Here is a 12696-nt window from a genome sequence, read left to right on the forward strand (position 1 = left end):
TTACATGCGCGAAAATTCGAGAATGTCGAACGATCCCTTTTCAGACCTGCTGACGCTCACCAATGCGCAATCCGTCATCTCCGGCGGCTTCAAGATCGGCGGTGCCTGGTCGCTGCAGTTCCGGCCGCAGCAGATCAAGTTCTATGCGCTGCTGAAGGGCAGCTGCTGGCTGGATGTCGAGGGCGGCGCCGGGCCGGTGCGGCTGGAGGCCGGCGATACGTTCCTGGTCACCACCCGCGACTTCGTGCTCTCGACCGATCTGTCGCTCACGCCAGTCGAGGCGAAGCCGCTGTTTGCCACCTTCGAAGGCCGCGTCAAGCAGATCACCGAAGAGACTGACGTCGAAATCATGGGCGGCCATGCCGGGCTCGATCCGGAGCGCGGCGCGCTGCTGACCGACGTCATGCCGCCCTTCATCCATGCGAAGGCCGGATCGCCGCAGGCAGCCGTGCTGCAATGGGTGGTGGCGCAGATCGTTTCGGAACAGACGGCGGACCTGCCGGGCGGGTCGGTCGCCTCGGCGCAGCTGGCGCAACTGCTGTTCGTGCAGCTGCTGCGCGCCCATCTCGATCACGCCGGTTCGCTCGCCGCCGGCCTGCTGCGCGCCGTCAGCGACCGACGTATTGCGCCGGCTTTGCGGCTGATGCATGCCGAGCCCGGCCGCGCCTGGCAGCTGGAAGAGCTCGCGGCCGCCGCCGCCATGTCGCGCACCACCTTCGCCGTCTATTTCAAGCAGGTCGCCGGCATCGCCCCGCTCGCCTATCTGACGGAATGGCGCATGCGGCTTGCCGAGCGCTCGCTGCGCGAAGACGACGTGCAGGTGGCGACGCTTGCCCGCACGCTCGGCTACACCTCCGAAAGCGCCTTCTCCAACGCCTTCAAGCGGGTGACCGGCCGCGCCCCGAAGTTTTACCGGAACGATACGCGCGCCATGGCGGTGGCGGCGGAATAGGCTGACGGTGCGATCCGCGCATGATAGGGCTGCGGCAGTCAAACATGGATGCCGCGATGCCTGCCGAAATCTCCTTCCGCCACCCCACCCCTGACGATGCCGCGCGATGCTTCGAGATCGAGACGTCGGCCTATGAGGGCGACGAGGCCGCGACGCTGGAGAAGATCGCGACGCGGATCGCGCTCTATCCCGAGGGCTTCGTCATTCTCGAAGCGGACGGCAAGATTGCCGGTTTCATCAATAGCGGCTGCGCCTTCGAGGTCGTCATGTCGGACGAGGCGTTCAAGGAGCTGGTCGGGCATGATCCCGCGGCGCCCAACGCCGTCATCATGTCCGTGGTCGTCGATCCCGCCGAACAGGGCAAAGGCTATTCGAAGCTCCTGATGCAGCATTTCATCGCGCGGATGAAGGCGATGGACAAGAAGACCATCCATCTGATGTGCAAGGAGGCGCATGTGCCGCTCTATGCCCGGATGGGCTATCGCTACACCCGGCCCTCAGCCTCCGATCACGGCGGCATGGCCTGGCATGAGATGGCCATGGAGCTCTGATCAGATTGCCGGGCCAAGCCTTGTCGGGCTGCCGTCGGAGAAGCGCGCGAAGCGGAAGCGGTCGAGCTTGTGGCCGGTGTCGTTGCCCTGGATCAGATCCGACATGACGCGGCCGATGCCCGGGCCGATACCGAAGCCGTGGCCGCTCATGCCGGTGGCGACGAAGAGGCCGCCGACGGCGCTGACGCGATCGACGACAGGCACGACGTCGGGCATGGCATCGATCATCCCCGCCCAGGCCGTCTTCAGGCGCAAGTCTTTGAATTGCGGGAAGAGCGTGGTGAAGCCGCGCCTGATCGAGGCGAGATCGGACGCTCCGGGCGCCGGATTGAGGACGCGCATGCGCTCGAAGGGGCTCTTGCTGTCAGGCGTCCAGTCGCGCGGCGTCGACCAGCTGTCGGGAAAGCCCGCGGGGGCGGCAGGGAGATAGCGCGTGCCGAAGGGATGGTCGAGCAGCGCCGGGAGATATTTGGTGGCGTTGCGGAAGGCATCGGGGCCGACGAAGAGCAGGTTGCTGCCGCCCGGTGCCAGCGTATAGCCGCCATCCTGCCTGCGCCGGAAGGCGATGTCGTCCTCGATCGCCGCGCCTGCATGAAATTCCGGCAGCGGTTCCGTCGCGGCCACCGTGGCGCGGACGCTGAGCTGCGGGATCGAGACGCCGTGTTTCCTCAGGAACAGCGACGACCAGGCGCCGCCTGCAACCAATACCGTCGATGTGGAAATTCTGCCGCTTTCGGTCCAGACGCCGGTGATGCGGCCGCCAGCGGTATCGAGCGCCCTGACGGCGCAGTTTTCGATGATCCTGACACCCTTGCGGGCGGCAAGCCGCGCCAGCGCCGGGACGGCGAGCCAGGGCTCGGCGCGCATATCCGACGGCGTCGTCATCGCACCGGCATAGCGGCGCGCCATGCCGCCGATCCCTGACGCGACGTCGGCGCCATTGAGAAGGCGGGTATCGAGATCATGGGCGGCGGCGATCTGCATGAACTTGGCGAACTTCGCCATGTCCTTGCCGGTGCGCGCCAGATAGGTGACGCCGGTCTGCCGGAGGCCGATATCCTCGCCGCATTCGTCCGCAAGCTGCTGCCAGAGACGGCAGGCTTCGATGACGATCGGCAATTCGTCGGGATCGCGCCCCTGCTTGCGGATCCAGCCCCAGTTGCGCGACGACTGCTCGGCGGCGATGCGGCCCTTTTCCAGAAGCGTCACCTGGACATTGCGCGCAGCAAGGAAGAGCGCGGTGCTGACGCCGATCACCCCGCCACCGACGATGACCACCTCCGAGCTTTCAGGGAGAGGGCTGGAGTGGCTAATAGGGTCGGCTTCGGAGAAGGGAAACATCAGGGAGGATCTTGCTGCATGAGGAGTATCAGCCGATCCCTAGCCTTCCGTTAGCATCCGTTCAAGCATGGTTATGCTGCGTTTTGGCAGTGCCCGGAATGATCTTTGCGGAGCATTGCTTTCCTCAGGCGAAACGCAGCGCCGAGCGCGCTTTTGCCTTGGCGGCTTCTTCCTCGCGGTCGCGCGGCGGCTGCGAGGTTTCCAGCGAGTCCAGCAATTCGGCGGCGCATCTGGCGATCGACTGCACGGCATGCTCGAAGGCGGCTTCGTTGCGCTTCGAGGGCTTGTTGCTGCCGCTCAGCTTGCGCACGAATTGCAGCGCCGCATCATGGATCTCCGCCTCCGTTGCCGGCGGATCGAAATTGAACAGCGGTTTGATATTCCGGCACATGGCCCGCATCCTCCTCGTCTCGGCGCCGCGAAAGACGCGCGGCACAAGGGGAAAGCTAGCGGTATCGGTGGCAATTGCAACGGATCGGGTGTGTTTCCGCCCTCACGCCGTCAGCGTCAGGCCGATCCCCCAGGGGTCCCTCAGGAACACGCCGCCATCGCGGGCTTCGGTCTTGATCTCGAGCTTGTCGAGTGCCGTCTTGGCGGTGTCGAGGGCGGTTTTGTCGTTGAAGTGCAGCGAGTAGTCGGCAAGGCCGGTCATCTTCTCGCTGCGGGTGCCGGCGCCGCGGCTGTTCCAGATGTTGGCGGCGACATGGTGGTGGTAGCCGCCGGTGGCGAAGAAGCTGGCGCCGGGATAGCGGGCCATGATCTTCAGGCCGAGGACGTCGCGATAGAAGGCGTCGGCTTCCGGGATATTGCCGACCTGCAGATGGATATGGCCGATCGCCGTGCCGTCGGCCATGCCGTTCCAGCGATCATCAGGGGCGCTCTCATAGAGCGCCTGGAGGTCGAGGCGGTTGGTGGCCATTTCGACCTGGCCGTCCTGATGGAATTTCCAGACGTCGTGCGGGCGGTCGGCATAGATCTCGATGCCGTTGCCTTCAGGGTCGGAGAGGTAGATCGCCTCGCTGACGAGATGGTCGGACGCGCCGTCGAGTACGACATTGTTGTGCGCGGCATGGCGCAGCCAGCGCGCAAGCTCGGTGCGGTCAGGCATCAGGAAGGCGGTGTGGAAGAGGCCGGCGGCGTTGCGCGGCGCGGTCTGCGCGTTGCTATCCGTCGTCAGCGTCAGAAGCGGCAGGCCGGCGACGCCGAGCACCTCGCCGCTCGCGGTCTTTTCGATCACCTTGAGGCCGAGCATCGACTGGTAGAAGCCGGAAACGGCGGCCAGGTCCTTCACGACCAGATGCGAATGGCCGACATGGGCAGGGCGCGTCAACGCGTAGGAAGTCTCAGATGTCATCGGTCTCTCTCCCGCCATCAGTTGCGAAGGTGTACCGGCGGTGGCGGCGAAGGCGCCGCCTGTGGCAAGCTCGAGGAATGTTCGCCGGTTCATGATCTCATGGTCCCCTCGGCCGCTGTACTTGCATCCTATATGGCGCATTCCGATTGTTCGCAGAAGACGGGTTTTTGCGGATAAATCGTTCAACATCTGTTGACGCAGTGGGCGCCGCCGCTTGATCCGTATCAAAGCGCCTTATCTATCCTCCGGTAGAGTGGATGCAGTTCATACCGGAGCAGATCATGTACAAGAAAATCCTCGTTCCCATCGAAATCGGCAGTATCGACCGCGGCGAGAAATCGCTGCGCAAGGCGGCGACGCTGCTCGACGAAGGCGGCGAGATCATTCTGCTGAATGTCGTCGAGGACGTGCCGACCTATGTGGCGATCGACCTTCCGGCCGAACTCGTCGAAAACGCCATGAAGGACGGCCGGGCGCGGCTGGAAACCCTGCGGCTGAAGACCGGCATCCCAGCCAGCATCGAGATCGGCCGCGGCCCGCCCGCCAACGGCATTCTGGTGGCCGCCGAAACCCACGGCGCCGACCTGATCATCGTCGCCTCGCATATCCCCGATTTCTCCAACTATTTCATCGGCGCCACCGCCGACCGCGTGGTGCGGCATGCGAAATGCTCGGTGCTGGTGGATAGGTAGGAACCCGTTCTTCCCGAACAGGAGAAAAGGGGCAGTCACCCCCTGCCCTTTTCTCCATCCTCCTGGAAATAGAGCCGCTGAATGATGGCCATGATCAGGGCTGTGGCCCAGCCGAAGATGATCCAGCCGTTGACCGCTTCGAAGACCGAGACCTGGCGCCAGTCCTGGCCGAGGACGATGTCGCCGTAGCCGACGGTGGTGAAGGTGGTGGTGGAGAAATAGACGGCATCCTCGAAGCTCGGCAGCGCGCCGATGAGATAATAGACCAGCGCCCAGAGGCAGATGTCGAGGATGATCGGCACCAGCAGGTAGCTGACCCAGACGACGGTCGCCAAAGTGGCGTGGCGGGTCAGATAATGGGGGTCGATGCGCCGGAAGACCCTGAGGCCGGCAGCCATGAAGATTGCCTGGATGGCGACCGTGGCGGCAATCAGCGCCGTCGCGAGGAGAAGCTTGGCGAACACTGTGCCTCCCGGGATGGATGCGGCCCGCATGAAGCGGCCTTCGCTTCACGATAACAGCTCTGCCGGAGGCTGCATTGAAGAGGATCAATCACCCCGCCCTGCAAAGACTGAAAATCCGCCACCGGCATCGCGAGGCTTGATCGCGGTCAATGCATGCAGGCCGCCTGCGCCGTAGCGTGGGACGTTTCGAAATATGGCGGAGGCGGCTGTGCAGAACGTTCAGCAGACGGGTGGACATTCGCGGCCCTCGGGCATCCTGGCTGCCGCGATCGCCGAGCTTCGCGCCATGCCGCTGCTCGCCCTCCTCGTCTTCGTGCCGGTGGTGATCCTGACGGAGATGGCTGCACCCGAGGCGCATACGCTGCTCTTCATACTCTCGGTGCTGGCGATCGTGCCGTTGGCCGCACTTCTGAGCCGGGCGACGGAAGCGGTTTCGGCGCGCACGGGTGACGCGGTCGGCGGGCTGCTGAACGCGACCCTCGGCAATCTCACCGAACTGGTGATCGCGCTCGCCGCATTGCAGGCGGGCGAATATCTGCTGGTCAAGGCGTCGATTGCCGGCGCGATCGTCACCAATACGCTGTTCATGCTCGGCGGTTCGTTCCTGCTCGGGGGATTGAAGCATCATGTGCAGGAGTTCAATCGCGTCAGCGCCCGGTTCCAGGCCTGCCTGTTGTTTCTGGCGACCGTCGCCGTGCTCGTGCCGTCGCTGATCGGCAATAACGGGCAAAAGCCGGAGACGCTGCATCAACTCAGCCTCGGCCTCGCGATCATCCTGATTGCCGTCTATGCGATGGGCATGCTGTTTTCGCTGAAGACCCATCGCGAGCTCTTCGCCAGTGTCGGCGAGGCGGCGGAGGAGCATGGCGGTTGGCGGCTTTCGACCAGCATCACCGTGCTTGTCGTCGTGACGCTGTTCGTGGCGCTGATCAGCGAGGTCTTCGTCGGCTCGGTGCAGGCGGCGGCCGAGAGCATGGGCATGAGCCCGGCCTTTGTCGGCTTCATCGTCGTGGCGCTGGTCGGCGCTGCCGCCGAGATGGCGGCGGCCTTTTCCGCGGCGCGCGCCAACCGACTCGATCTCAGCGTCGGCATCGCGCTCGGCAGCGCCTCGCAGATCGCCCTCTTCGTCGCCCCCGTCCTCGTCATCCTCAGCTATTTCATCGGTCCCGAGCCGATGTCGCTGGAATTCTGGCCGGGCGCCGTCGCCATGATCTTCATCTCGACGATGGCGGCGAGCCTGCTTTCGAATGGCGGACGCGGCGCCTGGTATGTGGGCGTGCTGGCGCTCGCCGTCTATTCGGTCTTCGGGCTGACGCTGTTCCTGCTGCCGCCCGCCTCTCCCTGAGATTCAGGCATCCAGCTGCTTGAGGAAGGCGATCATCCGCTCCGAGACCTCGGCAGCGCGTTCCTGCTGCAACCAGTGACCGGCGCCGGGGAGGATGTGGGAGGCGCTGAGCTGCGGCACCAGCGCCGGCATTGCGGCGATGATTTCGGCCATGCCGGGGATGGCGAGGCCGGGGTCTCGTTCGCCGGTCATGAACAGCGCGGGGATCGCGACGCGCTGGCCGGCATTGGCCTGCTGGAGCTCCCAGTTGCGGTCGAGATTGCGGTAATAGTTGAGGCCGCCGGTGAAGCCCGACGCCTTGAAATCCGCGACCAGTCTTTCGAAGTCGGCGGAGGGTAGCCAGGCGGGAAGCTCTGCGGGATCGGGCAGAGCGGCGAGCAGGCCGGCGTTGCGGCTGACCATCGAGAAGGGATTGGGCGTGGTATCGCCGGGCTTTCTCGGACCCGCCTCGCCGCTTGCAGCATGAAGGATCCTGCGCAGCGTCAGCGCGGGGTCGCGGTTGAACTCGGCTTCGGCGAGACCCGGCTCCTGGAAATAGAGCGTGTAGAACAGCGCCTCGTCATTCTGCGGAAAGATCTTCGAGGGCGGCACCGGCGGCAGGCCCATCATCGGCACGCTCAGCGCAATGACGGCCTTGAACCTGTCGGGCCGCAGGAGGGCGGCCTGCCAGGCGATCGTCGCGCCCCAATCGTGACCGGCGATCACCGCCTTCTCCTCGCCGAGCGCATCCATGAGCGCGATGAGATCGCCGACGGCGTGGAAGACGGTGTATTGATCGACGCGTTCGGGCGCCGCCGTCTTGCCGTAGCCGCGCATATCCGGCGCCACGGCGCGATAGCCGACCCTGGCAAGGGCGGCCACTTGATGGCGCCAGGCATGTCTGGTTTCCGGAAAGCCGTGGCAGAGCAGCACGAGCGGCCCGGAGCCCGCCTGCAGGATGCCCGTCCTGATCGTTCTGGTGTCGATGACTTTCTCGTTCATGATGGGCTCTTTCATGATGGGCTCCTGATTTGTTGCCTTGGCGCCGGAAACTGAGATAACCAAGGCCGGTGCGGCGAGTAGAAACTGGCGGCGCAGCATGGGTGCTCCTTTTATCCGTAACAATATCTGTTACAGATAGGCGGAGCCGTCAAGATAACGTAACAATAATTGTTGCGGAAAGGTTCGCGATGAAGACCGATGGCCGGCTTTCCCGGATGCTGCATGTGCTGGTGCATATGGGCCTACTCGGCGGCAGGGAGACGTCGGAACGGATCAGCCAGATGCTGAACACCAATCCCGTCGTCGTGCGCCGGACGCTGGGGGCGCTGCGCGAACATGGGATCGTGGAATCGGAAGGCGGGCGCGGCGGCGGCTGGAAGCTCGTGCGGACGCTGGACGAAGTGACGGTGCTGGATGTGCAGCGGGCGCTGAACGAGGGAGCGATCCTGCCGGCGCCGCTTTCACGCGATCACCCCTCCTGCCCTGTCGAGCGCGCCTCGAATTCCGTGCTGCAGATGGCGCATGCGGCGGCCGAGAAAGAGCTGCTGGCGCGCTACGCGGCGACGACGCTCAGGGAGATCGCCGACATGGCGATCGTCGATCAGGGCAAGGTGCCGCCGAAGCTTGCGTGATCCGTAAAATCAGGCCGATGGGCCGATTGCCTCAATCGTAGAGGTAATACTTGGTCCAGGTATCCTTCGGCACTTTTTCGCCGATCTGGTATTCGAGCTCGCGGACATTGATGTGTTGCGGGCCGGTGATGCAGGTGTAGGAGAGATGGTACCAATCGCCCTTGCTGCGGAAGACGGCGCCGGGGGCGACGAGGCGGTCGTCGCTGGGGACCGGGTCCTTGAAGGTGTAGGCGATCACCTTGTCCGGCTTGAAGCCGGTCTTGTCGCTGTTGATGCGGCTCATCGCTTCGGTATCGCAGCTCTGTTCGAGGCGGGTCGCGGGATCGAGCTTTTCAAGCTGCTTCTTGATGGCGGGATCGACGGCGAAGGCGGACGAGGCAAGGCTGAGAAGCGATACGGACAGGACCAGGCATTTCGGCATTTAGGAATAATCCCTCTATCTGCTCAATCCGGAACGAGTCTCCGCCAGACGCCCCCGTCATCTCCGTCTGGCCAAGCGCAGGTCCCGCGCGATGGTAGCGGACTTTCTTAAACAATGTGGTGACATCAAGGCAACGTGAGGAAGACTTCGATTTAGCAGGAGCTTATCCACCGATGCTTGCGCGGCGCTTGATTGCATCCCGCAGCACCTCTATCTCTTCCCCACCGCAATACCGATCCGGAGCTTTTCATTTGTCCGTTTTCAAGAACCTGCCGAACCCGCCCGCTGCCGCCAAGAAGCCGCTTTCCGATACGCGCCACGGCATCACCAGGACAGACGATTATGCCTGGCTGCGCGCCGATAACTGGCAGGCGATGTTCAAGGATCCTTCGATTCTCGACCCCGAGATCCGCAAGCATCTGGAAGCCGAAAACACCTATATGAACGCGGCGATGGAAGACACCAAGCCGCTGCAGAAGGTGCTGTTTTCCGAGATGCGCGGGCGCATCAAGGAAGACGACTCCTCGGTGCCGATGAAGGATGGCGCCTATGCCTATGGCACGTTCTTCGTTACCGGCGGCGAACAGCCGCACTATTTCCGCATCCCGCGCGACGGTGACACCAAGGACGAGACGATCCGCGCCGTGCTGCTCGACGGCGACAAGGAAGCGGCGGGCAAGAGCTATTTCCGCCTCGGCGGCCTCGACCATTCCACCGATCACAGCCGCGGCATCTGGGGCTATGACGACAAGGGCTCGGAATTCTTCACGCTGAAGGTGCGCGATCTCGCGACCGGCGAAGATCTCGCAGATGTGATCGAGAATACCGGCGGCGGCGGCATCTGGGCACCGGATGGCAAGAGCTTCTTCTACTCGGCGCTCGACGAGAACCACCGCCCCTCGAAGGTGTTCCACCATATTCTCGGCACGCCGCAAAGCGACGACCGGCTGGTCTACGAGGAAAAGGATCCGGGCTTCTTCATGGGCGTCGGCGGCTCGCTGCTCGACGATTTCATCTATATCGACATCCACGACCACGAGACCTCGGAATACCGGCTGCTCTCGACCAAGGATCTGACGGCCGAACCGAAGATCGTCGCCGAGCGCGAGGAAGGCATCGAATATACGCTGACCGAGGGCGGCGACGTCTTTTACATCCTCACCAATGACGGCGATGCCAAGGATTTCAAGATCGTGGAGGCGCCGGTCAATGCACCGGGCAAAGAAAACTGGCGCGAAATCGTGCCGCACAAGCCGGGCACGCTGATCATCAACCACATGGCCTTTGCCCGCCACCTGCTGTGGCTGGAGCGCAAGGACGGCCTGCCACAGATCATGATCCGCGATCGGGCGACCGGCGAGGAACATGCGATCGCCTTCGCCGAGGAGGCCTATTCGCTGGGTCTGTCAGGGGCCGCAGAATACGACACCGACGTCATCCGCTTCTCCTATTCATCGATGACGACGCCCTCCCAGCTCTACGACTACAACATGGTGACGCGCGAGCGGACGCTGCTGAAGACGCAGGAAGTGCCGTCCGGCCATAACCCGGACCACTACGTCACCCGCCGTGTCTTCGCGCCCGCCTGGGACGGCGAGACCGTGCCGGTCACCCTGCTCTACCGCAAGGACACCGCGCTCGACGGCTCGGCGCCCTGCCTACTCTACGGCTACGGCGCCTATGGCATCACCATTCCGGCCGGGTTCAACACCAACTGCCTGTCGCTCGCCGACCGCGGCTTCGTCTATGCCATCGCCCATATCCGCGGCGGCAAGGACAAGGGTTTTGCCTGGTACGAAAACGGCAAGATGGAATTCAAGACCAATACGTTCAAGGACTTCATCGCCGCGGCTGACTATTTGAATCAGCAGAAGTTCACCTCCTATGCTGGTATCATCGCCGAGGGCGGATCGGCCGGCGGCATGCTGATGGGGGCGATCGCCAACATGGCGCCGGAGAAATTCGCCGGCATCATCGCCGCCGTTCCCTTCGTCGATGTGCTGAACACCATGCTCGACGACACCCTGCCGCTGACTCCGCCGGAATGGCCCGAATGGGGCAACCCGATCGAGAGCCGGGAAGAATACGAACAGATCGCCGCCTACTCGCCCTACGACAATGTCGGCGCCAAGGCCTATCCGCCGCTGCTGGCGCTCGGCGGCCTGACCGACCCGCGCGTGACCTATTGGGAACCGGCGAAATGGGTGGCGAAGCTGCGTGAGAAGACGACCGGCGAGGCACCGATCCTGCTGAAGACGAATATGGATGCGGGGCATGGCGGAGCATCCGGGCGCTTCCAGCGGCTGGAGGAGATTGCGTTCGAGTATGCGTTTGCGATCAAGGTTGCGGGGAAGATGTAAGAATTAGCGTAAAATTCACGCTTAAAGTTTACAATCCAGGCATACCGCAATCATGAGGGGTGAGCCTTGCGGAATAGCTGGATTGCATTCTTTTTAGCTCTGCATATCGCCACTGGGTTTTTCTTTGGGGAATCCTAAGAGATTTCCATTTTGTTGATCCTTCTCTGTTGGCGGATGTCAACTCTGAAGAGAAAGCCAATGTTCTTAATCTAGCTGTCCAGATTGGCCGGCTAGATTTTGTTTCCGCAATACTCGCGATGTTTGGCATACTCGTAGGACTTGCGGCGATATTCGGCATTGTGGAAGTGCGCAACCGTGCCGAAGAGCGAGCCCGCCTCACCGCAAAGGAAATAGCGGAGAACGTCGCGATTATCGCCGCTCGCGAAGAAGTGCAGCGTTCGTTGCCTTCAATTGTGAGACGAGAAGCCTTATCTGTTAAGATGTTCTCGGAAGGCGAACCGAGTGATTCCGAGATCAACGACCTAATGTCAAAATTGGACAAGAATGGAGACAACAAGTGAGAGAGAGCGAACTTTCATTTGTTCAGGATCGGCTCAGAACTGCCCCGATAGATGTTGTCGGGATTATTGAAGATTTGGGTATTGAATACGAGGAAAAGCCCATGCCACCGGGCGTCGATGGGCGCATCGACTTCAATGGGGGAAGTTGCAAGATAACCGTAAACTCGGAGCAATCTCGGCAGCGTAAGAACTTTACTGCCGCCCATGAGCTTGCCCATTACTTGCTGCACCGTGATCTGCTTGAAGAGCGCGGCCACCTTGATCGTCTATTCGATGCGCCGACCGCAGCCAATCCATCTGAGCCATTCAGGCCTTCTCACGAAGTGCAAGCGAACAAGCTGGCAGCGCAGATACTTATGCCGCGTGAAGCAGTCTTGAGCGAGATGGTTTGGCAAGATTACGATCTACAAAAAATTTCGCGCATGTTTGCGGTATCGCCACAGGCGATGGAAATTAGACTCAAGACACTCGGCATCGACCTTGAAGGCGAGCGGCAGCGGGAGCTCCGTGGCGAATTTAACGTGAGAGTATAACAGGGGCACCCACCCATGCCCGTCTACATCGCCCTCATCCGCTCCATCAATGTCGGCGGCACCGGCGCCTTGCCGATGGCGGAACTGAAGGCGATCTGCGATGCGCTCGGGTTCGAGGATGCCAAAACCTATATCCAGAGCGGCAACGTCGTCTTCCGCTCCGCTGACGGCGAAAAGGCAGCAGGCGAGAAGCTCGACGCGGCGCTGGGGGAGAAGCTCGGCAAGAAGCCGGGCGTGATGATCCGCAGCCGCAAGGAAATGGAAACGATCGCCGGAAACGCCCCCTTCCCCGATGCCAAGCCGAGTTTCGTGCTGGTGCATTTCCTGCCGGACGCGGCACCCAAGGATGCGCTCGATAACATGAGCGCGCCGGATGGCGAGGAGGCGGTGGTCTCCGGCCGGGAGATCTATGTCCACTATCCCATAGGCTCCGGCAAATCGAAGCTGAAGCTCTCGGCGCTGAAGGCCGGAACGTCGCGTAATATCAACACGGTGCGCAAGCTTGTGGAGATGGCGGCGGCGCTGGAGAGCTAGCCGCCCACGCGCAAA

15 protein-coding genes are annotated in these 12696 nt (G+C 62.6%); 9 read left to right on the forward strand and 6 right to left on the reverse strand.

The window, feature by feature from the left end:
• The first annotated feature begins 22 nt into the window (after window positions 1-22).
• Together F2982_RS04360 and F2982_RS04365 are read left to right on the forward strand one after the other, a co-directional pair.
• On the forward strand, window positions 23-952 hold the full coding sequence (locus F2982_RS04360; RefSeq protein ID WP_203429346.1) for an AraC family transcriptional regulator: 930 nt from the start codon (window positions 23-25) through the stop codon (window positions 950-952).
• A gap of 56 nt (window positions 953-1008) precedes the next feature.
• Window positions 1009-1503: a GNAT family N-acetyltransferase gene (locus tag F2982_RS04365; protein WP_203429347.1), complete on the forward strand. Its 495-nt coding sequence runs from the start codon at window positions 1009-1011 to the stop codon at window positions 1501-1503.
• On the opposite strand, the gene F2982_RS04370 is transcribed toward F2982_RS04365, so the two are convergent.
• The 3 genes from F2982_RS04370 to F2982_RS04380 form a co-directional block, all read right to left on the reverse strand.
• Window positions 1504-2844 (reverse strand): FAD-binding oxidoreductase, encoded by a 1341-nt coding sequence (locus F2982_RS04370; RefSeq protein WP_203429348.1) that lies wholly within the window; start codon window positions 2842-2844, stop codon window positions 1504-1506.
• 124 nt (window positions 2845-2968) lie between these two features.
• Window positions 2969-3235, reverse strand: a complete 267-nt coding sequence (locus F2982_RS04375) for a DUF2277 domain-containing protein (RefSeq protein WP_203429349.1) — start codon at window positions 3233-3235, stop codon at window positions 2969-2971.
• 102 nt (window positions 3236-3337) lie between these two features.
• The gene (locus F2982_RS04380; RefSeq protein WP_246777510.1) at window positions 3338-4198 is read right to left on the reverse strand and encodes a VOC family protein; all 861 of its coding nucleotides are present in this window, start codon (window positions 4196-4198) and stop codon (window positions 3338-3340) included.
• 281 nt (window positions 4199-4479) lie between these two features.
• On the opposite strand from F2982_RS04380, the gene F2982_RS04385 reads away from it, so the two are divergent.
• The gene (locus F2982_RS04385) at window positions 4480-4890 is read left to right on the forward strand and encodes a universal stress protein (RefSeq protein ID WP_112719193.1); all 411 of its coding nucleotides are present in this window, start codon (window positions 4480-4482) and stop codon (window positions 4888-4890) included.
• 35 nt (window positions 4891-4925) lie between these two features.
• Here F2982_RS04385 and F2982_RS04390 read toward each other — a convergent pair whose 3' ends face one another.
• Window positions 4926-5384, reverse strand: coding sequence for a potassium channel family protein (locus F2982_RS04390; RefSeq protein WP_130278770.1), 459 nt, complete (start codon window positions 5382-5384; stop codon window positions 4926-4928).
• A gap of 178 nt (window positions 5385-5562) precedes the next feature.
• On the opposite strand from F2982_RS04390, the gene cax reads away from it, so the two are divergent.
• The gene (cax, locus tag F2982_RS04395; RefSeq protein ID WP_165402621.1) at window positions 5563-6699 is read left to right on the forward strand and encodes a calcium/proton exchanger; all 1137 of its coding nucleotides are present in this window, start codon (window positions 5563-5565) and stop codon (window positions 6697-6699) included.
• A 3-nt stretch (window positions 6700-6702) separates the two neighbouring features.
• Here the strand turns inward: cax and F2982_RS04400 are convergent, their stop codons facing one another.
• Window positions 6703-7680 carry an alpha/beta hydrolase gene (locus F2982_RS04400; RefSeq protein ID WP_246777541.1) on the reverse strand — a complete coding sequence of 326 codons (978 nt, stop codon included), beginning with the start codon at window positions 7678-7680 and terminating at the stop codon, window positions 6703-6705.
• A 188-nt stretch (window positions 7681-7868) separates the two neighbouring features.
• On the opposite strand from F2982_RS04400, the gene F2982_RS04405 reads away from it, so the two are divergent.
• Window positions 7869-8312, forward strand: a complete 444-nt coding sequence (locus tag F2982_RS04405; RefSeq protein WP_203429353.1) for an Rrf2 family transcriptional regulator — start codon at window positions 7869-7871, stop codon at window positions 8310-8312.
• Between the two features lie 31 nt (window positions 8313-8343).
• Here the strand turns inward: F2982_RS04405 and F2982_RS04410 are convergent, their stop codons facing one another.
• Complete coding sequence (locus tag F2982_RS04410; protein ID WP_112719198.1) at window positions 8344-8733, reverse strand: DUF930 domain-containing protein; 390 nt, start codon at window positions 8731-8733, stop codon at window positions 8344-8346.
• 251 nt (window positions 8734-8984) lie between these two features.
• On the opposite strand from F2982_RS04410, the gene F2982_RS04415 reads away from it, so the two are divergent.
• The 4 genes from F2982_RS04415 to F2982_RS04430 all read left to right on the forward strand — a co-directional run bounded on the left by F2982_RS04415 (window position 8985) and on the right by F2982_RS04430 (window position 12681).
• Window positions 8985-11093 (forward strand): S9 family peptidase, encoded by a 2109-nt coding sequence (locus F2982_RS04415; RefSeq protein ID WP_203429354.1) that lies wholly within the window; start codon window positions 8985-8987, stop codon window positions 11091-11093.
• 167 nt (window positions 11094-11260) lie between these two features.
• Window positions 11261-11614 carry a hypothetical protein gene (locus F2982_RS04420; RefSeq protein ID WP_203429355.1) on the forward strand — a complete coding sequence of 118 codons (354 nt, stop codon included), beginning with the start codon at window positions 11261-11263 and terminating at the stop codon, window positions 11612-11614.
• Complete coding sequence (locus F2982_RS04425) at window positions 11611-12147, forward strand: ImmA/IrrE family metallo-endopeptidase (RefSeq protein ID WP_203429356.1); 537 nt, start codon at window positions 11611-11613, stop codon at window positions 12145-12147. The genes F2982_RS04420 and F2982_RS04425 overlap by 4 nt, the downstream gene beginning before the upstream one ends.
• A gap of 15 nt (window positions 12148-12162) precedes the next feature.
• Entirely contained in the window at window positions 12163-12681 is a 519-nt protein-coding gene (locus tag F2982_RS04430) for a DUF1697 domain-containing protein (protein WP_203429357.1), read from the forward strand.
• The last annotated feature ends 15 nt before the right edge of the window (window positions 12682-12696 follow it).

This window comes from Rhizobium sp. BG4 (assembly GCF_016864575.1).
GTDB lineage: Bacteria > Pseudomonadota > Alphaproteobacteria > Rhizobiales > Rhizobiaceae > Rhizobium.

Bases quoted from the DNA above. Each gene is read 5' to 3' on its own strand.
- F2982_RS04390 (WP_130278770.1), bottom strand. From the start codon at position 5,384: ATGCGGGCCGCATCCATCCCGGGAGGCACAGTGTTCGCCAAGCTTCTC.
- F2982_RS04365 (WP_203429347.1), top strand. From the start codon at position 1,009: ATGCCTGCCGAAATCTCCTTCCGCCACCCCACCCCTGACGATGCCGCG.
- F2982_RS04385 (WP_112719193.1), top strand. From the start codon at position 4,480: ATGTACAAGAAAATCCTCGTTCCCATCGAAATCGGCAGTATCGACCGC.
- F2982_RS04380 (WP_246777510.1), bottom strand. From the start codon at position 4,198: ATGACATCTGAGACTTCCTACGCGTTGACGCGCCCTGCCCATGTCGGC.
- F2982_RS04430 (WP_203429357.1), top strand. From the start codon at position 12,163: ATGCCCGTCTACATCGCCCTCATCCGCTCCATCAATGTCGGCGGCACC.
- F2982_RS04400 (WP_246777541.1), bottom strand. From the start codon at position 7,680: ATGAACGAGAAAGTCATCGACACCAGAACGATCAGGACGGGCATCCTG.
- F2982_RS04360 (WP_203429346.1), top strand. From the start codon at position 23: ATGTCGAACGATCCCTTTTCAGACCTGCTGACGCTCACCAATGCGCAA.
- F2982_RS04405 (WP_203429353.1), top strand. From the start codon at position 7,869: ATGAAGACCGATGGCCGGCTTTCCCGGATGCTGCATGTGCTGGTGCAT.
- F2982_RS04370 (WP_203429348.1), bottom strand. From the start codon at position 2,844: ATGTTTCCCTTCTCCGAAGCCGACCCTATTAGCCACTCCAGCCCTCTC.
- F2982_RS04375 (WP_203429349.1), bottom strand. From the start codon at position 3,235: ATGTGCCGGAATATCAAACCGCTGTTCAATTTCGATCCGCCGGCAACG.
- F2982_RS04410 (WP_112719198.1), bottom strand. From the start codon at position 8,733: ATGCCGAAATGCCTGGTCCTGTCCGTATCGCTTCTCAGCCTTGCCTCG.